Origin of the sequence: Exiguobacterium sp. HVEsp1, from assembly GCF_002009685.1 — a bacterium.
Taxonomy (GTDB): Bacteria; Bacillota; Bacilli; order Exiguobacteriales; family Exiguobacteriaceae; genus Exiguobacterium; species Exiguobacterium profundum.
In genome coordinates, this window is sequence record NZ_KV917367.1 from 2,553,772 (window position 1) to 2,575,421 (window position 21,650).

The 21,650-nt window shown below is 48.7% G+C and carries 24 protein-coding genes; 2 read left to right on the top strand and 22 right to left on the bottom strand.

Going from position 1 to position 21,650, the window contains the following annotated elements:
• Positions 1–19: 19 nt before the first annotated feature.
• The 10 genes from BV910_RS13015 to rho all read right to left on the bottom strand — a co-directional run bounded on the left by BV910_RS13015 (position 20) and on the right by rho (position 8,230).
• A complete protein-coding gene (locus BV910_RS13015; RefSeq protein ID WP_078147669.1) occupies positions 20–562 on the bottom strand; it encodes a TIGR01440 family protein in 543 nt (180 codons plus the stop codon).
• Positions 559–999, bottom strand: coding sequence for a ribose 5-phosphate isomerase B (gene rpiB / locus BV910_RS13020; RefSeq protein ID WP_012727380.1), 441 nt, complete (start codon positions 997–999; stop codon positions 559–561). Before rpiB ends, BV910_RS13015 begins: the two co-directional genes overlap by 4 nt.
• A gap of 4 nt (positions 1,000–1,003) precedes the next feature.
• Positions 1,004–1,504, bottom strand: a complete 501-nt coding sequence (locus tag BV910_RS13025) for a low molecular weight protein arginine phosphatase (protein WP_012727381.1) — start codon at positions 1,502–1,504, stop codon at positions 1,004–1,006.
• A 21-nt stretch (positions 1,505–1,525) separates the two neighbouring features.
• On the bottom strand, positions 1,526–2,536 hold the full coding sequence (locus BV910_RS13030; protein WP_078147670.1) for an L-threonylcarbamoyladenylate synthase: 1,011 nt from the start codon (positions 2,534–2,536) through the stop codon (positions 1,526–1,528).
• Positions 2,517–3,377, bottom strand: a complete 861-nt coding sequence (gene prmC, locus BV910_RS13035) for a peptide chain release factor N(5)-glutamine methyltransferase (RefSeq protein ID WP_078147671.1) — start codon at positions 3,375–3,377, stop codon at positions 2,517–2,519. The genes BV910_RS13030 and prmC overlap by 20 nt, the downstream gene beginning before the upstream one ends.
• Positions 3,374–4,444: a peptide chain release factor 1 gene (gene prfA, locus BV910_RS13040; protein WP_078147952.1), complete on the bottom strand. Its 1,071-nt coding sequence runs from the start codon at positions 4,442–4,444 to the stop codon at positions 3,374–3,376. The genes prmC and prfA overlap by 4 nt, the downstream gene beginning before the upstream one ends.
• An 82-nt stretch (positions 4,445–4,526) precedes the next feature.
• Positions 4,527–5,138: a thymidine kinase gene (locus tag BV910_RS13045; RefSeq protein ID WP_012727385.1), complete on the bottom strand. Its 612-nt coding sequence runs from the start codon at positions 5,136–5,138 to the stop codon at positions 4,527–4,529.
• A gap of 106 nt (positions 5,139–5,244) precedes the next feature.
• Positions 5,245–6,468: a cation:proton antiporter gene (locus BV910_RS13050; protein ID WP_078147672.1), complete on the bottom strand. Its 1,224-nt coding sequence runs from the start codon at positions 6,466–6,468 to the stop codon at positions 5,245–5,247.
• Between the two features lie 99 nt (positions 6,469–6,567).
• Positions 6,568–6,810: a type B 50S ribosomal protein L31 gene (locus BV910_RS13055; RefSeq protein ID WP_012727387.1), complete on the bottom strand. Its 243-nt coding sequence runs from the start codon at positions 6,808–6,810 to the stop codon at positions 6,568–6,570.
• Positions 6,811–6,892: 82 nt separating this feature from the next.
• Positions 6,893–8,230: a transcription termination factor Rho gene (rho, locus tag BV910_RS13060; RefSeq protein WP_078147673.1), complete on the bottom strand. Its 1,338-nt coding sequence runs from the start codon at positions 8,228–8,230 to the stop codon at positions 6,893–6,895.
• Between the two features lie 382 nt (positions 8,231–8,612).
• Between rho and BV910_RS13065 the strand changes: the two genes are divergently transcribed.
• Positions 8,613–9,308 carry a C40 family peptidase gene (locus BV910_RS13065; protein ID WP_078147674.1) on the top strand — a complete coding sequence of 232 codons (696 nt, stop codon included), beginning with the start codon at positions 8,613–8,615 and terminating at the stop codon, positions 9,306–9,308.
• 101 nt (positions 9,309–9,409) lie between these two features.
• Here the strand turns inward: BV910_RS13065 and BV910_RS13070 are convergent, their stop codons facing one another.
• From BV910_RS13070 to BV910_RS13115, 10 genes are all read right to left on the bottom strand, one after another.
• Positions 9,410–10,081, bottom strand: coding sequence for an ABC transporter permease (locus BV910_RS13070; protein WP_240499859.1), 672 nt, complete (start codon positions 10,079–10,081; stop codon positions 9,410–9,412).
• Complete coding sequence (locus BV910_RS13075; protein WP_078147675.1) at positions 10,071–10,997, bottom strand: ATP-binding cassette domain-containing protein; 927 nt, start codon at positions 10,995–10,997, stop codon at positions 10,071–10,073. The genes BV910_RS13070 and BV910_RS13075 overlap by 11 nt, the downstream gene beginning before the upstream one ends.
• An 87-nt stretch (positions 10,998–11,084) precedes the next feature.
• Positions 11,085–12,056, bottom strand: a complete 972-nt coding sequence (gene glpX / locus BV910_RS13080; RefSeq protein ID WP_031422214.1) for a class II fructose-bisphosphatase — start codon at positions 12,054–12,056, stop codon at positions 11,085–11,087.
• Between the two features lie 14 nt (positions 12,057–12,070).
• Positions 12,071–13,327: a UDP-N-acetylglucosamine 1-carboxyvinyltransferase gene (murA, locus tag BV910_RS13085; RefSeq protein ID WP_078147676.1), complete on the bottom strand. Its 1,257-nt coding sequence runs from the start codon at positions 13,325–13,327 to the stop codon at positions 12,071–12,073.
• Positions 13,328–13,354: 27 nt separating this feature from the next.
• Positions 13,355–14,005 carry a fructose-6-phosphate aldolase gene (fsa, locus tag BV910_RS13090; RefSeq protein WP_078147677.1) on the bottom strand — a complete coding sequence of 217 codons (651 nt, stop codon included), beginning with the start codon at positions 14,003–14,005 and terminating at the stop codon, positions 13,355–13,357.
• Between the two features lie 74 nt (positions 14,006–14,079).
• Positions 14,080–14,910 carry a hypothetical protein gene (locus tag BV910_RS13095; RefSeq protein WP_078147678.1) on the bottom strand — a complete coding sequence of 277 codons (831 nt, stop codon included), beginning with the start codon at positions 14,908–14,910 and terminating at the stop codon, positions 14,080–14,082.
• A 95-nt stretch (positions 14,911–15,005) separates the two neighbouring features.
• Positions 15,006–15,860 carry a class II fructose-1,6-bisphosphate aldolase gene (gene fba, locus BV910_RS13100; RefSeq protein ID WP_078147679.1) on the bottom strand — a complete coding sequence of 285 codons (855 nt, stop codon included), beginning with the start codon at positions 15,858–15,860 and terminating at the stop codon, positions 15,006–15,008.
• 161 nt (positions 15,861–16,021) lie between these two features.
• Positions 16,022–16,381: a response regulator gene (locus tag BV910_RS13105; RefSeq protein ID WP_078147680.1), complete on the bottom strand. Its 360-nt coding sequence runs from the start codon at positions 16,379–16,381 to the stop codon at positions 16,022–16,024.
• Positions 16,382–16,472: 91 nt separating this feature from the next.
• Positions 16,473–16,832, bottom strand: coding sequence for a YxeA family protein (locus BV910_RS13110; RefSeq protein WP_078147681.1), 360 nt, complete (start codon positions 16,830–16,832; stop codon positions 16,473–16,475).
• A gap of 124 nt (positions 16,833–16,956) precedes the next feature.
• Positions 16,957–18,615 (bottom strand): glycerol-3-phosphate dehydrogenase/oxidase, encoded by a 1,659-nt coding sequence (locus BV910_RS13115; protein ID WP_078147682.1) that lies wholly within the window; start codon positions 18,613–18,615, stop codon positions 16,957–16,959.
• A gap of 261 nt (positions 18,616–18,876) precedes the next feature.
• Here BV910_RS13115 and BV910_RS13120 point away from each other — a divergent pair, with 261 nt between their 5' ends.
• On the top strand, positions 18,877–19,992 hold the full coding sequence (locus tag BV910_RS13120; protein WP_078147683.1) for an NADH-dependent flavin oxidoreductase: 1,116 nt from the start codon (positions 18,877–18,879) through the stop codon (positions 19,990–19,992).
• 38 nt (positions 19,993–20,030) lie between these two features.
• Here BV910_RS13120 and BV910_RS13125 read toward each other — a convergent pair whose 3' ends face one another.
• Both BV910_RS13125 and BV910_RS13130 read right to left on the bottom strand, forming a co-directional pair.
• A complete protein-coding gene (locus tag BV910_RS13125) occupies positions 20,031–21,362 on the bottom strand; it encodes a polysaccharide deacetylase family protein (RefSeq protein ID WP_078147684.1) in 1,332 nt (443 codons plus the stop codon).
• A 17-nt stretch (positions 21,363–21,379) separates the two neighbouring features.
• Positions 21,380–21,562 carry a hypothetical protein gene (locus BV910_RS13130; RefSeq protein ID WP_078147685.1) on the bottom strand — a complete coding sequence of 61 codons (183 nt, stop codon included), beginning with the start codon at positions 21,560–21,562 and terminating at the stop codon, positions 21,380–21,382.
• Between the last annotated feature and the right edge of the window lie 88 nt (positions 21,563–21,650).

The following is a 21,650-nucleotide window of genomic DNA, read 5'->3' on the forward strand; positions in this document are numbered from 1 at the left end:
CCTAAATGCGATGCTTTCTTCATTTATTTGGATACTGAGCCCGTAGCCCACCAATCAGTTTCGGTCTCGTGACTGCGAACGTGACGTACGCCTCTCCGAGATGCTTCGATGATAACCGAACCGGTATCGCGACCGGTTTCAAATGCATCCCAATCAATGTCGAGCCGATATCAATCCCGGCATCTGCTTGAATCGATTCGACGACACATGGTTCATCAAAGTTGGCATAAGCCTTCTCTGACATCGCTCCGCCCGCCGATCGGACCGGGACGACCGTCACTTCTGTGAGACCGAACTGTTTGAGTGTCCAGCGCTCAACGGTGAGGGCACGATTGATATGCTCACACCCTTGAAACGCCAAATGGACACTTGTCTTTTCTCTAAATTCAAGGAATGCTTCCATCAATTCGCTTGCGACATCAATGGAACCTGCCTTCCCAATCGTTTTTCCGAGCACTTCACTCGTCGAGCATCCGATGACGAGAATGCGCTCATCATTCAACGGGAACCGTTCGTGAAGCTCCGTTAATAATCCGAGAAGTTCCGTCTTCATTTGACTCACTTCGATTCGTAAGCACTCATCTTGTCGACACGGTTTGAATGGCGACCGCCTTCAAAGTCCGTATCGAGCCACGTCGTCACCAAGTCGAGTGCAAGACCAGGTCCGATGACACGCTCGCCCATCGTCATGATGTTCGAATCGTTATGCTGACGTGTCGCTTTTGCACTGAATGAATCATGGACGAGTGCCGCACGAATCCCTTTGACTTTGTTCGCCGCAATCCCGATTCCGATTCCCGTACCGCAAATCAAAATCCCACGATCGAACTCCCCTGCTGCTACCGCTTCTGCGACCGGGATGGCCACATCCGGGTAGTCAATCGAGTCCGCTGAGTGCGTCCCGAAATCTTTATACTCATGTCCGAGTTCCTCAAGCAAGGCTACGATTTCTTTCTTCAAGTTGAAGCCGCCATGATCAGCGCCAATTGCAATTTTCATTCGTTCATTCCCCCGTCTTCTTTGGTAGGCGTCTCGGTGGTTTCGTCACCTTTGACCCATCATTCGTTAATTTTAACACAAGTCGATTCACGAGTGGTTCGAGCTCGTTTCGCACTTGGCGATACACATTCATCGAACCGCCAAACGGATCGTTGATGTCTCGTTCAAGCCCCGTCACGAATTCATAGAGCGTGTACGTCCGCTCAGACAAATCCGGGTATGTATCCCGAATTTGTTCACGGTGTGCGCGTGTCATCGTCAAGATGATATCCGCCCAATTCCCTAACACTTCATCGAACGTCTGGGTGACATGATCGAGCTCAATCCCACGTTCTCTGAGAACTTGCAGTGCGTTTTCTGAAGCATCGAATCCTTGCATCGTCCGTAGACCAGCTGAGCGAATATCAAACTCATCCCCGGTCATCTTCGAACGGAGCAAGGCCATCGCCATCGGGCTTCGGCACGTGTTGCCACTACATATGAATAATACGCGTTTCATTGACATCGCGTGTCCTCCTCTATGTCTTTAGGCATCTTTCGTCGGGTGCACGATCTTTCCGCCCGCTGCTTTGTATAGACGGTTATATACGGCAAGTGCGACTCCGACCGGTTCAATCGTGTTCACATAAATCTCATCCACGTCTGTTTCATCAAATCGACGAAGCGCGTCGTATAAACGTTGCGCCGCCACTTCCATCGAGGTCCCAAGTGAATACGTGACCTCAGCCGGTGTCGGGTTCTCGTCGAAGACGAGTGCACCGATTCGCAACCCCGCTTGCTTCCGCTCCTCGATGACACGCTCCAAATCTTCACGTGTGCCATCGACTAAAAAAACAGGTGCCGTTGGGGCATAGTGCGTATATTTCATTCCCGGCGATCGTGGTGTGGCTTCATCGTTACTTAAATTGGCATCTAAGGCGACCGGTCCAATGACAGCTTCCATTTCTTCTCGCGTCACACCACCTGGTCGTAAAATCGTTACCGTGTCACCCGTACAATCCACAACGGTTGACTCGACTCCGATTCCGGTAGGACCCCCATCCACGATTCCTGCGATTCGTCCGTTCAAATCATCCGCGACGTGTTGAGCAGTTGTCGGCGAAGGTCGTCCGGAACGATTCGCACTCGGAGCCGCAAGCCCTAACCCTGACTTACGAATTAACTCGAGTGCTGCCGGATGATTCGGCATCCGGAGTCCGATGGAATCGAGGCCCGCGGTCACGAGCGAAGAGGCTTGTCCGTTTGAAGGCAAGATGATCGTCAAAGCGCCTGGCCAAAACGCATCCATTAAGCGTTTGGCAACAGGAGGAATCGAATCGACAAACAAACTCGTTTGGTCGATTGAAGCGATATGGACGATGAGCGGGTTATCCGACGGACGACCTTTTGCCTCAAAAATCTTTCGAATTGCCACATCGTTCATGGCATCTCCAGCGAGACCATAGACGGTTTCTGTCGGCATGGCGATGATTTCACCTGCTTGAAGAAGACGTACCCCCTCTTCAATCTCATTCGAATTAATCCATTTCGTTTCCATACGCAATCCCTTCCCTTACGGCATAGACGATACGGTCCTTGCCGTTTATATCTTTTAAAATACCCGTTTCTGCTTCAGGATAACGTTCAGACAGTAATGATTTCACATCTTGTCCTTGGTTATACCCGATTTCAAACGCAATCAACTGCCAATCGGCACGTAAGACGCGCACCGACTCCGCAATCAATTGTCGATACATGTCGAGCCCATCCTTCCCTCCAAAGAGGGCGAGATGCGGTTCGTAGCCGACGACCGTCTCATCCAACAATTCATCCGCCTCGATATAGGGCGGATTTGAGACGAGGATGCGAATTGAGCGGTCCCCAATCGGTGCAAGTCCGTCGCCTTCATAAAATCGTACATTCGCACCAAGAGCGGTCGCATTCCGCTTTGCAACCGTTATTGCTTCCGGAGAAATATCAACGGTTTGCACGCGTACTCCGAGCTCAAGGCTCAATGTGATTGCGATTGCTCCGCTTCCTGTTCCAACATCGACAATCTCATCATCCTTGATGTGACGAAGTTGCCCAAGTACCCAGTCGATCAACTCTTCCGTTTCTGGTCTCGGAATCAACACATCCCGGTTCACTTCAAACGAGCGCCCGTAAAACGGAGCATGACCAATCACGTGTTGTACCGGTTCTCCCATCAATAAACGCTCGATTCCCGCCTCGAACCGTGCCGCCTCATCTAAAGACAATTCATCCGACAAACGAACGAGGAGACCGGTGCGATCGACTTGCAACACATGCATAAGCCACCACTCGGCAGCCGCACGGTCGCGCCCAGCTTCAACTAGTCGTTCTTCCGTCTGCTTAAGTAGCGCGGCAATCCGCATCATTCCGCATCCTCCATCAGACGTGCCTGTTCGTCCATGATGAGTGCGTCGATAATGTCTTCAAGTTCACCTGCTAGGACACGGTCCAACTTCTGAAGGGTCAATCCAATCCGATGATCGGTGACACGACTTTGTGGGAAGTTGTATGTGCGGATCCGCTCGGAACGGTCACCTGTTCCGACAGCCGATTTTCGTTGAGCAGACAACTCTTCCATATGTTCGCTTTGCATTTTATCATACAGGCGTGCTCGAAGGACCTTCATCGCCTTATCCTTGTTTTTATGCTGCGACTTCTCATCTTGACATGATACGACGAGTCCTGAAGGAATGTGTGTCAAGCGGACAGCTGATTGCGTCGTGTTGACCGATTGTCCCCCTGGACCAGATGAAGTGAACGTATCAACTCGTACATCTTTCATATCGATATGCACTTCGACATCCTCTGCTTCCGGAAGAACAGCAACCGTTGCTGTGGACGTATGGATTCGTCCGCCCGATTCAGTCGACGGGACCCGCTGCACACGATGGGCTCCGTTCTCAAACTTGAGCTTTGAATAAGCGCCTGCTCCGTTGATCATGAACGTGACTTCTTTAAATCCACCGAGTTCGGTATAGTTCGCGTCAATGAGTTCCACTTTCCAATTTTGACGTTCAGCAAATCGCGTATACATCTTATATAAATCTCCTGCAAAAAGTGCCGCTTCGTCTCCGCCTGCTGCTCCTCGAACTTCGACGATAACGTTCTTGTCATCGTTCGGGTCTTTTGGAAGCAATAAAATCCGCAGTTTCGCCTCTAGCTCTTTGACTTCTGGCTCAAGGAGGTTCATCTCTTCTTTTGCCAATTCACGCATATCGGCGTCGAGCGTCCGGTCTTCAAGCATTGCCTTCGCTTCTTTGAACGCTTCGCTTGTCTCTTTATACTGACGATACATCTGTACCGTCTCTTCTAGTTGTGCCTGCTCTTTCGAATATTGTCTCAACTTCGTCGAGTCACTGAGCACCTCAGGATCGGCGAGCATTTCATTCAATTGCATGTAACGATCTTCTAATACACTTAAACGGTCAAACATGATGATCCGTCCTTTCTCCGTCAAATCAAACTCTATCTATTATAGCAAAAAAACGGACCGCCGAGGGCGGTCCGTCGATTCATCAGTCTACCACCGTATGGCGGACCGGATGTGGTTTATTCGGTACATCATGACAATGTCGGCATCGTGGTTCGTAAGACTCGGAAGCCCCCACCAAGATGACCGGGTCCTCATACCGAGCCGGTTGCCCGTCAATCAGACGCTGTGTCCGTGAAGCAGGTGCGCCGCATGACAAACAGATGGCCTGTAATTTCGTCACAAACTCCGCGCGTGACAACAGTTCAGGCATCATCGTGAACGGTTCGCCTCGAAAGTCCATATCGAGCCCAGCGCAGATGACGCGTTTGTCTTCGTTCGCAAGTTGTTCGATGACGTCTACAATTCCTTCATCAAAGAATTGCACCTCGTCAATCGCGATAACCTGTGTTTCTTCACGAACGGCATCATATAATTCTTGGCTCGATGCGATCGGCACGGCCACGACCGAATTCCCCGTATGTGAGACGACGTTCTCTTCATGATACCGGTCGTCGATTGCTGGTTTGAACACTTGGACCGGAATCTTTCCATAATGAGCACGGCGGACTCGGCGAATCAATTCCTCCGACTTCCCCGAAAACATACTCCCACAAATCACTTCAATCCAACCATATCGGTTCGTCACATGCATCATTGTTCTTCGCCCTCTCCATCGATAATCGCTTTCCGATTATACCTATCTTTCGAGTTGAGGAAAAGGGTTGACTTCTCCTAAATGTTGATTGAAAGAACTCCGTCCTTTATTCATCAGCGTTCGCCTCTTTTTGTTCATCGATTAATTTCAATTTTCGCGCGAGCGGTCGAATCGTGAGACCGTGCAATGTAACGGAAATGAAGACGAGACCGAGTGTGAGCGGCAACATTTGCTTCGCATCGTCAATCCCAAGATGCGCGACTTCTTCAGCAAAGAATCCAGCGACCGTCATCGCGACAATCCCGCGCGGCGCAATCCAGCCGATGAATCCTCGTTCCGCCAGCGGCAAACCTCCACCGATGGTCGACAAGTAAATCGCAACTGGGCGAACCAAGAAGAGAATGCCCGCAATCGTCAAGAGGAGTGGCCATTGGAAAATGTTCAACAGCTCGGCCCGGGACAGAGATGCCGTCAACAAGATGAAGACAGACGAGATGAGTAAGATGGAAATATCCTCTTTGAATGATTGCAGTTCTTCGATGATTTCTTCATCCCGATGCTTCGTATTGGCCATCGTCATCCCCATCGCCGTAACGGCGAGCAGCCCGACTTCATGCATCATAAGCTCACTGAGTGAGAATAAGACGAGGACAGCCGTCAACGTAACCGAGGCACGGAGATAGCGAGGTACTTTTTCTGCCACAAACCATCCCATCAAGAGATGACCGAACAAGTAACCGAGTCCAATCCCTAAAATACAGGCACCTGCAAAGAGGAGTTGCATCCATAAATCCATACCTTCGTATACGATGTATCCGAGTCGAACGACGAAGAGTCCGAGTAATGCTCCGACAGGATCGACAATGATGCCTTCCCACTTCAAAATCGCTCCGACCCGATCTTTCAAATGTGCCTGACGTAACAACGGAATGACGACAGTCGGACCCGTCACGACGAAGAGCGCCCCCATCGTCCAGGCAACGACCCAATGTAATCCTCCAACATATTGAATAAGTAGCGACATCCCGACAAACGAGAGCGCGACTCCAATCGTGACAATGCGGACAATCGACCGTCGGAACTGATTGATTTCGCTAAAATGAAGCCCAAGACTTCCTTCAAATAAGATGATGGCGACCGCAAACGAAATGATCGGACTATATAAATCCCCAAATAATTCACGTGGGTCGAACAGCCCGAGGATTGGACCGGCCAATACTCCAGCGAGCGTCATAATGATGATTGCTGGGATTTGATAACGCCATGCCAACCATTGGGACATGATGCCGACCCCGATCAACAAGCTGATACTAATGAGTATAAATTCCATAACAACCCCCTCACGACAGTCTTTCGTCTCTTTACCCGTGTCGATGCAACAAAAAACCGCCAAGGGCAATCCCTAGGCGGTGAGCATACAACTTTACGATTAACGTTGGTATTTCTTGTTGAAGCGCTCGATACGACCATCTGCAGATGCGAATTTCTGGCGACCTGTGTAGAACGGGTGCGAATCAGAAGATACATCGACACGGATGAGTGGGTACTCGTTTCCATCTTCCATCGTGATTGTCTCGTTAGAGTAACGAGTTGAACCAGTGATGAATTTGAATTCTGTCGTCGAGTCCATGAATACGACTTTACGGTATTCTGGGTGGATTCCTTGTTTCATTGCTTTTCAACTCCTTCGGCCCTAAGTATTCTTTCAACCTAGAGAAAGTTCACTAGAATATAATATCACCCTACTATAGGTTTTACAAGTCTGTTTTCGTTTTTTTCACCGGTCGTCTTTTTTTCTTATCCGCCTCTAGCGCAGCAAAAAAGTCGAGGTTTGTTTTCGTCTCACGGACGCGGCGTAAGAACTGTTCGATGAAGTCTGGAGACTCGTTCATCGTACGACGAATTGTCCAGAGCGAATCGAGTTCGTCCTTCCCGAGTAGCAACTCTTCTTTCCGTGTTCCCGAGCGACGAATATCGATTGCAGGGAAGATCCTGCGCTCTGCCAATTTCCGGTCCAGATGCAGTTCCATGTTCCCTGTTCCTTTGAACTCTTCATAGATGACGTCGTCCATTCGTGATCCGGTATCGACGAGCGCTGTCGCGAGGATCGTCAAGCTACCTCCATCCTCGATATTCCGTGCCGCTCCGAAGAACTTTTTCGGTTTGTGGAACGCCGCCGGGTCAATCCCCCCCGAGAGTGTCCGTCCGCTCGGTGGAACAGACAGGTTGTACGCACGCGTCAAGCGTGTGATGGAATCGAGTAGGATGACCACGTCTTTCTTATGTTCCACGAGACGCATCGCGCGTTCGAGAACGAGTTCTGAAATACGCGCATGGTTTTCCGGCGTCTCATCAAAAGTCGAGAACGCCACGTCCGCATCCGGTACAGAGCGTTGAATATCCGTCACTTCCTCTGGTCGTTCATCGATTAGAAGAATGATTAATTCGACGTTCGGATGATTCGTCGTGATCGAGTTGGCAATTTCTTTTAAAAGCGACGTTTTCCCCGCTTTTGGTGGTGCCACAATCAACCCGCGTTGGCCAAACCCTACTGGTGCGATCATATCCATGACACGAACCGAAAGATGGGTCGGCTCTGTCTCGAGCACCATCTGTTGTTCTGGATAAATCGGTGTCAATGCCGGGAAATAATCACGCGAACGCGTCGAGTCCGTCGACTCTCCATTGACCGCTTCAACACTCAACAAACCTTGGAACCGTTCATTCTCCTTCGGTTTACGGACCTTTCCTGTGACAAGGTCCCCGTTTCGAAGATTAAAGCGACGAATTTGCGATGCGGCGATATAGATGTCTTCGGAAGATTGAGAATAGTTGATTGGTCGGAGGAATCCAAATCCGCCATCATTTTGAGACTGTGGATTCGGTGGGATGATCTCTAAAATACCTTCGAGGAAGTATAAATCTTTTGATTCAGCCTGTGATTTCAAAATACGGAACATGAGCTCACGCTTACGCGCTTCTCGAAAGTTCGGTACTTTGACTTCTTTGGCAATTTCATATAATTCTTTCAACGTCTTCGTTTCAAGCTCACGAAGTGTATAGTTCTTTGTCGGTTCTGTCTGTTGACTCATTCAAGTCACCTATCTTTCTACATTTCATTACAAGAAGCATTCAACTTGATTCATTTGTTCTGCCATCATCTAACCATATTTTGCCCGTGCCGTCACCGTGCAAAATTCACCTCTTGTTCAATCGTTTCCCTCTTGTACAAATCCTTACACAGTAAAAGATCGTTTTGTAACAAAATAAGTGCTATATCCACATATTGTTTCATTTTTGTTACAAGAAACTGCTTTTTTGACTTGCGATTGAAAAATGCTATCGGTCTTGCGCATGATATAGTTTATTTGCACAGGAAACCGGGTATATCCCGCAGCTTGTGCTCTACCATAAAAATTACTCGATTTGTCATATACGAATGTCTTGATTTTAAAAAACGGAGGGATTTATACAATGTTAAAGCGTATTGCATCAATCGTCGTCGCTGCCACTGTCGCTTTCTCGGGTCTTATGTTCTCAACAGGTGAACAAGCAGAAGCCGCTACCGGTACATTTGCTTACTCGAAAGTAAACGGTTTGAACATCCGTACTGCCCCGTCACTTACGTCATCGAAAGTCGTCGCGAAAATGGATAAAGGTCAACGCTATACATACCTTGGTAAATCCGGTTCGTTCTACAAAATCAACTACAAAGGCACACACCGTTACATCTCAGCATCTTCAACGTTCACGTACTTGAAAGCGAACACGTCGACATCAACAACGGTCTCAACGTCATCTTCAAGCAAACGTTCGAAACTCGTCGCTGAGTCGAAGAAATATCTCGGAACACCGTATCGCTATGGTGGAACAACAACTTCAGGGTTTGACTGCTCAGGATATACTGGTCACGTGTACAAGAAAGCAATCGGAAAAACACTTCCACGTTCTTCACGTCAGCAATACTCAAGCGCAAAGAAAATCTCGAAATCATCGATCCAAGCGGGTGACCTCGTCTTCTTCTCACATTCAGGCGGAACGATTCAACACGTCGGAATGGCACTTAGCAAAACACAAATGATCAACTCAGAAACAGGCGGCGTGAAATACGCGAGCTTCACTTCTGGTTACTGGGCACCACGCTACGTTGGCGCTGGATCATACCTTTAATACAACATCACGACTCGGTTCATCGAAACCGAGTCGTTTTATTTTTGCTTCAATGCCCCTCTCGCGTTCGTCGCCGCAAGCAAAGACGATCATGAGTACACTCATCGTACCCGCGGCTGCGTCAGAACTGCCCGCATCCCTTCGAAAATATACGTGGTTGGATTGAACGTCGCCGCCACTTTCAACCATTCGGCTTCAATCAATTCTTTCGGAACGAACGTCGTCGACAGGAAAATTAAAGGAAAGAACAACAACGTCCCTGCCTGTGCCGCTTGTGCATTTCGTGTCTTCAAGGCGACACCTACTGAATATCCTGCGAAACCAAGTCCAAATCCAATCGCGAGCAGTACTGTGAAGAAGAAACCGATTGCCCCGACTGGAATCGTGAGACCTAGGAGAAACGCGACAGCAAAAATAAGTAGCGTTTGGACGAGTAACTGCAACATCCCCGCAATCATCGGTCCGAGCACAATCGCCGTACGGGTCGCCGGTGTCAACAAGAGCCTTGCGAAATAGCCACTCTCAATATCTCGGACAAGTGCCTGACCCGTGCCTCCCGCTCCCCCGACTGCACCTGAAACAATGGATACGGGTAAGATGAAATTCAAATAGTCGCTCCCTTCGAACTGAGGCAACGAGGCCACGCTCGACAAGCCACTCGTATACACAAGTAAAAAGAATACAGAAATGATCAAGTTCGGGATGAATGAAAACGGATTTCGAATAGTCGTCAGCAAACTCCGTTTCGTGAATAGCCATGTCTCAGTCCACACGGATCTCGCCTCCTTCATACGATTCGCCTGTCACTTTCAAGAATACATCATCGAGCGATGGTTGCTTGACAGTCAATCGTTCAGGCTGCAACCCTTGTTCATCCAAGGAACGAATAATCTCAGTCAACGTCATGTCACGTAACTCAAACGATACATGTGTGCCATTCGAAGATGTATGAAATCGCGTCGCGGCAAGGGTAGCTTCAGATTCTGTAGCGAAGTCCATCGAAATCGTCTCTCCACCGACGAGCTGTTTCAATTCCTCGGCCGTTCCTTCACTTACAATCTTCCCGTGATTGATGATTGCAATCCGGTCAGCCAACTCATCTGCTTCCTCTAAGTATTGGGTCGTTAAAAAAATCGTCGTCCCGAATTCCTCGTTCAATCGGCGTACTTCATTCCAAATTTCGATTCGGCTCGCCGGATCGAGTCCGGTCGTCGGTTCGTCTAAAAACAAGACCGTCGGACGATGGACGAGTGTGAGAGCCAAGTCGAGACGTCGTCGCATCCCACCGGAATAGGTACCACTCCGGCGATCGGCCGCATCCGTCAGTGAAACGACTTCGAGTAACTCATCGGCTCGACGTTGCGCCTCTTCATTCGACATCTTAAACAAACGCCCTTGTAAGACAAGGAGCTCTCGTCCCGTCAACACTTTATCGATTCCTGTTTCTTGTAAGGCAACTCCAATCGATAATCGGACATCTTTTTCTTGTTTAACGACATCGAATCCATTGACACGTGCCGCTCCAGATGTCGGTCTCACGAGTGTCGTCAACATTTGCACCGTCGTCGATTTACCCGCACCGTTCGGACCTAAAAACGCAAAGATTTCTCCTTCTTTCACGAAAAATGACACGTCATCGACAGCTGGAACATCCTTGAATGTTTTGACGAGTCCTTCAACCTGAATCATCACACCCACCTCCTGACTATCCATTCCCGTTTTCTGACGCTTTCACCACAAAAAAGTCGTGGACGTTTTCACATCCACGACTTCTGATCATTCTGGTTTCATGACCATTTTTGGTTTTTTCTTAAGTGAGTGGTTCCCTTCGACGAAACGAACGGTACCGGACTTGGCACGCATGACGACCGAATGGGTCTGTCCGCCTTGTGACGTGAATTGGACTCCACGTAACAGCTCACCATCTGTGACGCCGGTCGCCGCAAAGATACAATCTTCACCTTTCACCAAATCATTGAGGAGGAGGATTCGATCCGTATCTTCGATTCCCATGTCATGGCAACGTTGTTTCTGCGCTTCATCTTCCGGGAGCAAACGCCCTTGGAAGTCTCCACCTAAACACTTCATTGCGACTGCAGCGATGACACCTTCTGGCGCCCCGCCTGAACCGAGCAACAAATCGACACCCGTTTTCGGGAAAGCGGTGTTGATGGCCGCGGCGACGTCCCCGTCCGGAATCAATTTGATTCGCGCACCGGTCGCGCGGACACGTTGAATGGTTTCTTCGTGACGGTCCCGATGTAAAATCGTGACGACGACATCTTCCACGTTTTTCTTCTTCGCTTTCGCCACGATTTCAATGTTCTCTTCAATCGAGTTGTCGAGACTGACGAGACCTGCCGCTTCCGGTCCGACGGCAATTTTATCCATGTACATGTCTGGAGCATGAAGGAGATCGCCTGCATCCGCGACCGCGAGAACCGCAAGTGCTCCCCACGTTCCGGTCGCTACGATGTTTGTCCCTTCTAACGGATCGACTGCGACATCGAGACGAGAACCGTAGCCATTTCCGACTTTTTCTCCGATGTATAGCATCGGGGCCTCATCCATCTCCCCTTCACCGATGACGACAATCCCTTTCATCGGAATCGTGTCAAATACGTCGCGCATGGCCGTCGTTGCCGCATCATCCGCTTCGACTTTCAATCCTCGTCCCATCCAACGGGCTGAAGCAAGTGCCGCCGCTTCTGTCACCCGAACCAGTTCCATCGATAAACTTCGTTCCACCCGAAATCTCCCCTTTATACCTCGGTTTGTTCCTCCACCCAAACGAGCGCACCGAGTTGTTTGAATTTGCCGACAAAGTCGACATACGAATCATTCAGTCGTTCCGCATGTAGTAGCGTCGATTCACCAGAAGCTTGGAGCGCTGACAGTACCAGGGCCGCGGCACTCCGTGCATCGGTGCATTCCATCTCTGCGTTCGCCAGCTTATTGCCGCCACGAATCACAGCCGATGCATCCTCCAGTGTAATTTGCGCATTCATCCGTCGCATCTCGGCGATGTGGCGGAATCGTTGCGCATACAATTTATCGGTGACAACACTCGTTCCGTCAGCTTTTAATAAGGCTGCCGTCATCACCGGTTGCAAGTCGCTCGGATACCCCGAGTAATGGAATACCCGAATATCTGTTGGCATGAATTGGTTCGCCGTCACGGTAATTGACTCCTCACCGACCTCGACGTCCGCTCCGAAATCCAACAGTTTTTGAATGACCCCTTCGAGATGTGTCGGAATGACCGGTTGGACGGTCACACGACCGGACACTGCACCGAACATCATGAACGTTCCGGCTTCGAGACGATCTGGAATGAGTGTGTGCGTACAACCGTGGAGGCGTTCCACCCCTTTAATTCGAATCTCATCCGTTCCTGCCCCACTCACATGTGCACCCATCGATGTGAGCATGGTCGCCACATCGACGACTTCCGGATCGCAAGCCGCGTTTTCGATGACCGTCGTCCCTGTCGCTAGAACAGCCGCAAGCATTGCACTCACGGTTGCCCCAAACGACCGCAAGTCCAAGTAAATTCGATTCCCAACAAGTTCATCGACCCGGACATGATAGAGACCTGATTCATTCTCAACATGAATGCCGAGACGTTCCAACGCTTTCAAATGTAAGTCAATCGGCCGTGGACCAATCGCATATCCTCCAGGTAACCCAACCGCCCCTTTTCCAAAGCGAGCCGCGAAGACCCCGAGTAAATAGACAGCGGCACGGACTTTGCGCGTCTCAGAACCGAGGAGAGGCATTGCGACTGCTTCATTCGAATGAATCGTCATTCGTTCGCCATCCCGCTCTACTCGAACCCCTAACTCTTTTAACAAATTGACCATCACTTCCACGTCTTCAATCATCGGAACGTTTTCAATCGTCACCGACTCTTCCGTGAGAAGTGCAGCCACAAGGCAAGGGAGAGCGCTCTGTTTCGCTCCGCTAATCTCGACGGTTCCTTCTAGTTTTTGCTGCCCAACGATATGGAGAATTTCCACGCTGATCAAAACCTTTCTACGACGGACTTATTTGGATTGAGCGTTGTTCCAATCCGCTAAAAACTGCTCAATGCCTTTGTCTGTGAGCGGATGTTTCATCATTTGTTCGATAACTTTGTAAGGGACTGTGGCAATGTCAGCCCCAAGGAGTGCAGCTTTTGTCACGTGAACCGGATGACGCACAGATGCTGCGATAATTTCTGTCTCGATGCCATGGATTGCGAAGATGTTCGCAATGGTCTCAACTAAATCAAGCCCATCTTGTCCGATGTCATCCAAGCGTCCGATGAATGGAGAAACGTATGATGCCCCGGCACGTGCCGCAAGTAAGGCCTGGTTGGCGTTAAAGATGAGCGTGACGTTTGTCTTGATTCCAAGCTCCTTGAACTGTTTTACCGCTTGCATCCCCGCTGGTGTCATCGGTACCTTTACCGTAATATTCGGCGCGATGGCGGCAAGTTCCTTTCCTTCTTCCACCATACCCGACGCATCGAGTGCAATAACTTCGGCGCTGACCGAGAGATCCCCGACGATCTCACAGATTTCACGAAGTCTTGTATGGAAATCGACACCTTCTTTGGCGACGAGCGATGGATTCGTCGTCACGCCTCCAATGACGCCCATTTGATGAGCTTTTTTAATGTCTTCCACATTTGCTGTGTCAATGAAAAAACGCATATGTGTCTCCTCCTTAATTTGTGATCGCTTACAATCTCTATTATGAGGAAAGTCATGTCGAATTGCTATACCCTTTACGTCAACGATGCGATTGCAAGCATCGATCCTACGACAAGGCCAATCCCAGCGAGCGTCCCGAAAAATGACCATTTCATAATTTTACTTTGCTTCACATAGTATGCTTGGTGTGGTCCTTCTTTCAAACGTTCCAATCCGTGGGTTTCAATCCAATTCGTTGCTGCCGTCTGCTCATCTGCCACAAGGTCGCCGGTGTAGACAAATGGAACGATTTCTTCCGGACGACTCAACCGTTCAAATCGCTCACGTCGTGTCGAGATATTCGCACCAATCCAATACAATTCTTTTGGTGTGTAAAATAGCGGAATTCCCTGCTCATGGAAAGATTTTATCCATTGATCAAAGGCAACCAGATCACGTTGATCGAACAAGATTTCCATGGCATCATCTTTTGTCATAATCGATAGCATCGGAGTGTACTCTACCGTAGGCCGACCAATCCGAACCGTCGGAGACGGCTGTGTCTTTCGGACAATCGCCGGGAAGAAGACGATTTGTCGAATCGCTGAGATTGGAAATGATTGCTCGACCGACTCGCCCGGTTCATGCCGATACGTCACACCCTCGATGCTCGTTGCGGTCATTTCGTATCTAGAGTGATTCCGTTCTTTCCAAAATAAACGACGGAATGTGTTCGTAAACCAATACACCCCAAACCCACCGATGGCGACTAAGACTAACAATGGAATAAGCCAAGGTACCGGATAATAATAAATTAAAATGAGTGGGGCGGCGGCTAATGCTAAAGAAAGACCAATCAACACGACTGCTCCATATACATAAAAGATTCGCCAAAACAATTCTGTCGGTCGCTCGTTATAAATCACAAAGACTCCCCCCTTTTTTCACCATATATGTATACGTTCCCTAAATCATCAAAAAAAGGCTGACTCTACAAAAGAGTCAGCCTTTCAGGACAGGATTAAGCTTGGTTGCTTGAACCAAACTCACGCATCTTGCCAGTAACGACGTTATAAATCGCTTCGATACCAGGTCCGATAATTTTACGTGGGTCATATACTTTTGCATCAGCAGCAATTTTCTCACGTACCGCACGAGTCCATTCTTGTTGGCACTCAGTGTTGACGTTGATTTTGCTGTGGCCGAGCTCGATTGCTTTTTTGATTTGGTGCTCAGGAATACCTGATCCGCCGTGAAGAACGAGTGGAGTTTGTGTCGCGTTTGCGATTTCTTCCATCTCTTTGAAGCCAAGTTTCGGCTCGCCTTGGTATTCACCGTGTACAGAACCGAGTGCTGCAGCAAGTGCATCCACTTTCGCTTCTTTGACAACACGTACACACTCATCGAGGTCAGCGTATTGTACGCCACCGATAACGCCGTCTTCTTCGCCGCCAACTGTACCGACTTCTGCCTCAACAGAAGCACCCTTAGCGTGCGCGTACTCGACAACTTGTTTCGTCATTTCGATGTTTTCATCAATCGGGTGGTGTGAACCGTCGATCATGACTGACGTGAAACCAGCGTCGATCGCTGCTTTACACTTATCGAATGAAGAACCGTGGTCAAGGTGGATTGCAACTGGAACAGTGATGTTGTAGTCGTGCATAAGACCTTCAACCATTTTGACAACTGTCGTGAAGCCACCCATGTACTTCGCTGCACCTTCTGATACACCGAGGATTACTGGTGATTTCTCGTCTTCCGCAGCGCGAAGAATCGCTTGCGTCCACTCGAGGTTGTTGATGTTGAATTGGCCGACTGCATACTTGCCTTCGAATGCTTTGTTAAGCATTTCTGTCATTGATACTAATGGCATAATGACATCCTCCTGTCTGTTCGCTATTATACACGTTTGGGAAAAGTTCCCCCGTGCAATTCGTTCCCATTATAACACACCGTAAAACATGTGCCTATGATATTCGGGCATAGAAATGGCTTAGCGCAAGCGTTTACATATGTCATCTTGGTGACGAAACGTCAAATTTTCAAGACTTCTTTCACTTTTTCAATCATTCCATAAATATCAAACGGTTTCTCAAATTGTGCTGTGATTCCGAGACGGCGCACTTCTTCAATCACCGCTTCCTCCCCAAACGCCGTCATGATCATGACAGGTGTGTCTAACGGTTTCTCGCGCATGCGACGCAATACTTCATGTCCAAACATACGAGGCATATTCATATCGAGCAATACCAAATCATATTGTTCCCGCTCTAAAAACCCCCAGGCGCTGATGCCGTCTTGCGCCGTGTCCACGTCTACACCCATGTTCGTGAACACTTGCGCGAGCATCGTACGAATTCCGTCCTGGTCATCTGCTATTAACATCCGTGACATGCATGTCCCTTCTTTCATTCATCGTTTACCATATTCAAACAATTTAACCTTACCAAACTCATCTCTTTTTCGCGACGTCTATCTTTTGAAATCAAGGGAACGATGGCTCGGAATTGTCTTCTTCCTGTTCTTCCTTCAACTGTTCAGGTACGTCTAGGACATTCACCTGCTCGTAGTCGGTCACTTCCGCATCTTCTTCTTTCACGAATACCCGCAGATAGTTTCCTTCCGGTAACAACCCCGAAGTGGCAATCGACAGAGGACGTTTTTTTCCATCCTCGTCGTATCCGATGAGATCATAGCGATAACCGGATGAAGTTTGTGTCGCCACTTCTGCACTTGGGACTTTGACATAATAAACATCGGCCAATAATCGATTGGGATCGACATAACGCCACCCTACTACTAATAGAATGCCAATCAATAGGATGGCAACGAGATTTCGTTTCATAAAAAGTTCTCCCTCAATCTAAGAATCACTACTTATGAGGTATACCGTTATTCCGAATCGACGAAACCATGCCACAAAAAAGGTTCATCCTGTTTAGAATGAACCTTTCCTTCGATACAGTGCATTACGATTCGACAGTCACAGGCACAACTGCGATTTCAATCTCCTTCTCGACCTCTTCACGCTCTTCTTTCAAACGCTCATCCGACCATTTGAAGACGTCGGCCATGCAGCGAAGGACACCGTCTTTGTGTTGACGTACGAAATCGATATCAAAGAACATCGCTCCGGTCCGACGAATCAAGAAGTCGATGGCACGAACGACCGATTCTTCTTCAATGCCATAAATCAACTGTGCATAGACGACCTCTGGCAAGTCATACGCGTTCGAGTCCATCCGCTCGATGACGCGGTCAATATTCGAACCGTATAGACGGACGAGTTCTTCCGCGTGCCCCGCGTCGAGACCGTGATTTTGAAGTTCTTTCGTTTTCTTCTCAAGGAAGTCTTTGAATCCTTTCGAACCGCCGACGTGACCACCTGACATCGGCATATGCTTCGTCCGGCTCGCCAAGTAAACGACGCCTTCTTCTTCTTTCAACAATTTGGCGACGAGGTCGACGACTGTTTCTGACATCTTCCGATATCCTGTCAATTTACCGCCGGCAATCGTGATCAAGCCGCTGTCTGACTGCCAAATTTCGTCCTTACGTGAAATTTCAGAAGGGTCCTTTCCTTCCTCATAGATCAACGGACGAATACCCGCCCAGCTCGATTCCACATCGTCTGCTGTGACATGGACGTCCGGGAACATATAATGGATCGCATCCAAAATATAATCGCGGTCCTCTGTCGTCATGCGTGGATGCGCTTTGTTTTTATCGAAGAACGTATCCGTCGTTCCGACATATGCTTTGTTTCCGCGTGGAATGGCAAAGACCATGCGCCCGTCTGGTGTGTCGAAATAAATTGCCTGTTTGAGTGGGAATTTCGATTGATCGATGACGAGGTGAATTCCCTTCGTCAAACGAAGCTGTTTGCCTTTTTTCGAGTTGTCTTCTTCCCGTAACTCATCGACCCATGGACCAGTCGCATTGATGATTTTTTTCGCATAGACGTCATATGTCGACCCATCGATTTGGTCTTCGACGTGTACACCGGCTACTTTGCCGTTCTCATAAATCAGTCCGGTCACTTTCGCATAGTTCATGAGAAGCGCACCATGATTCGCGGCCTCTTTCGCCACTTCGATTGTCAATCGTGCATCATCCGTTCGATACTCGACGTAGTATCCACCACCGACTAAGTCATCTTTTTTGACGAGCGGTGCTTTTTTGATGACTTCATTCGGTTTGAGCATCATGCGCCGTTCTGCCCGTTTGACGCCTGCAAGGAAGTCATACACCATGAGTCCGATTGAAGTTGAGAAGGGGCCAAACGTGCCTCCCTTGTGCATCGGTAACAGCATCTGTTCCGGTGTCGTGACATGAGGACCGTTCTCATACACGATGGCACGCTCTTTCCCGACTTCTGCGACGAGCGCCACTTCAAATTGTTTCAAATAGCGGAGTCCCCCGTGAACAAGTTTCGTCGAACGGCTTGACGTCCCGGCCGCAAAGTCTTGCATTTCGAGAACCGCTGTCTTCATCCCACGCGACGACGCATCGAGCGCAATCCCCGCTCCGGTAATCCCTCCACCGACAACAAGAACGTCATGACGTTCGCTTGTCAGTTGTTCGTATCGTTTCGCTCGTTCTTTCGCTGAGAAATTTCTGATTTCCATCTTATTCCCTCCTATAGTAAGTACGGTTCAGTGAATAGAAAAAGAGACCACAACAAAAACAAGGCTTCCCCCTTCTGTTGTGGTCTCTCTATTGTCTCGAACCGAATATCAACTTTTCTCCTGTATTATACCCTATTCTTTTCAGTTCAATCATCTCTTACGCTTGCGCAATCTGTAATGTGTTCATTCACAAGCATCCGACTCGCATTTTTGAGTCGAGAAGCTTAGACTTCAAGGTATCATGTTGAAGGAGGATTTCAGATGAAACGTATGTTACAACCTTTTCAGTTCAAAAATGGCGTCGAAGTACCGAACCGCCTCGTATTGGCACCGATGACACATTACTCATCAGAGCCAACGGGCGAAGTATCCGAGCATGAGCTCGCCTACTATCGGAAGCGGGCGCAAAACGTCGGGCTCGCCATCACGGCTTGCGCGTACGTGACAGAAGACGGGAAAGGATTCCCGAACGCATTCGGGGTCAATGACGACAAATTCATCCCAGGTCTCCGTCAATTGGCGGAAAGTTTAAAAGCAGAAGGCGCAAAAGCCATCCTTCAAATTTTCCACGCTGGACGGATGTCACCACCTGAACTCGTCCCGAACGAACAACCTGTCAGTGCAAGTGCCGTCGCACCGGTCCGAGAAGGTGCCGTCACACCACGTGCCCTCGAGACGTCAGAAGTCGAAGCCATCATTGAGGCGTTCGGTGAAGCGACGCGTCGGGCCATCGAAGCCGGATTTGACGGAGTTGAGATTCACGGAGCGAACACCTACTTGATTCAACAATTCTTCTCACCGCATTCAAATCGCCGTGAAGATCGCTTCGGCGGTGATGTCCACGGACGTTTGACGTTCCCACGCGAAGTCATTCGTCGTGTGAAAGAAGCAGCTGCAGATGCAGAAGACTTCTTAGTCGGCTATCGTTTCTCACCGGAAGAAATCGAAGAGCCAGGAATCACACTCGACGACACGGATGTGTTACTCGATATGATTTTAGAAGAGGGCGTCGATTATATTCACGCTTCTCTCTGGAACTTCAACACAGCTTCCATGCGTGACGAGAATGTCACGGAGCGTTCGATAGACCGCATCGCCAATCGAATCAATGGTGCCATCCCACTCATCGGAGTCGGGCAACTCCAACGTCCGGCCCAAGTGGAAGACGCACTCGACGTCGTCGATTTTGCCGCACTCGGTCGCGAACTGATCATCGATCCAGAATGGCTCGAAAAAGTGAAATCGGACCGCGAAGACGAGATCGAGACAGAACTCGACTTGAACAAACAAGCCGAACTCGCTGTCCCAGCTCCGCTATGGAACGCCATCACGACACGTGCCGGTTGGTTCCCAATTAAAGATCAAGAAGTGAAATAAAAAAATGAACCTGCCGTTTATCACGGCGGGTTCATTTACTATTTCAACGTCAAGAGCTCACTCATCGTCACAAACGTGTACCCTTCACGTTTCAGCGCATCGAGAACTTTCGGCAACCCTTCAGCTGTGGACTCATGAATATCATGCATCAAGACAACAGCACTTGGATGGACATTGTCCATAATCAAGCGATACATTTGATCGGCATTACGGTGACTCCAATCAAGAGAATCGACCGTCCATAGTGCAAGGGTCTGCTCCTTTGTCTGAATGATCTGTTCAATCATTTCATTTTTAGCCCCGTATGGTGGACGAACCAATGATGGGCGTTGTCCCGTAAGCCTCTCAATTCGTCCATCAACCTGTTCGAGTTCCTCTTTGACTCCCTTCTCAGACAATTGTGTCAAATCCGGGTGATGTTCAGTATGATTTGCTAGCTCATGACCTGACAACGCTACTTGTCTCGCTACATCAGGATAGAATTCCATCTGACTCCCTAACATAAAGAACGTAGCACGCGCTTGGTATTTCTCAAGCGTCTCAAGGATGTGAGGTGTCACGATTGGATGTGGTCCATCATCAAATGTCAGTGCAACATACTTCCCATTAGGTTCAAGCGGCTTATTTGAGGGATTCATGATTGGAGAATCTTCTTCTTGTGTAGTGGGCGTATCTAATTTGGATAACAAAAACGGCTCAACTTCCTTCATTGGAATATGAACTTCTACCACACCTGCCGCTCCCGCTGCCACTTCATACTCGTCAAATATGACATCTAGACCAGAGGACGTCAGTATCCACTTCGTCGATTTAGGATGTTTAATCGCTTCACGTAACTGATTCTCAAACACGTATTCTCGATGTTGTAATTGTGTGATGACGCTATGCTTGAACCATTCTAATGCATGTTGGTCATCACGTAAGACATCATCCCATTCAATGAACGTTCCGTCCGAAAGGTTCATCCGAAATACGTCGACAGTGGTTTGACCATTCGCACCACCAGTGAATGCATAAGTATGAACGACTAGCGTATATTCTCCCTCATTCGTTTGATATGTATCGGTCTGAATATTTAAGTGACCCGTTTGACCGTGACTAGGGGTGAGGTTGTGTTGAAATGCTTCTTTCTTTTCTAAAATGAATGCATCCAGCTCCTCGTTTAGCATTTCATAATCCGTTCTCGGAACTGAGATTGATGTCGTATATCTTTTCGCTTGTTCACTCTCTACCGTTAAATGTAACCCGGGGTATTGTCCGGTAAAGGATGGTGTCGGAACTTCTTTAATCGTTGGGGCGGCTCCCGCGATGTAATACCATGTACCCATCCCAATCAATAACGTCATAATAACTAACATGTGTCGTCTCATTCTTATTCTCTCCTATTTCATTCAATCGATTCGATTGTATCAAACTCTTCACGAATGAAATCGTCAATATGGCGACAAATATATACAAAATCATACAAAACAGGTACGTCGTCTTTAACAAAAGTAGGCGAGAATTCTCCCTCCTCTAAGCGTCTCGGGGCGTAGCCCAGCGTGGGTGGGAGATGAATCACCCGGTCCAAAAGTCTTTTCCCCCTGTGACAGATAGGACGAACAAAAGTTCGTGATTCCGTCAGATTCTCCCTCCCCTTCCGCGGGTATCGGACGAGG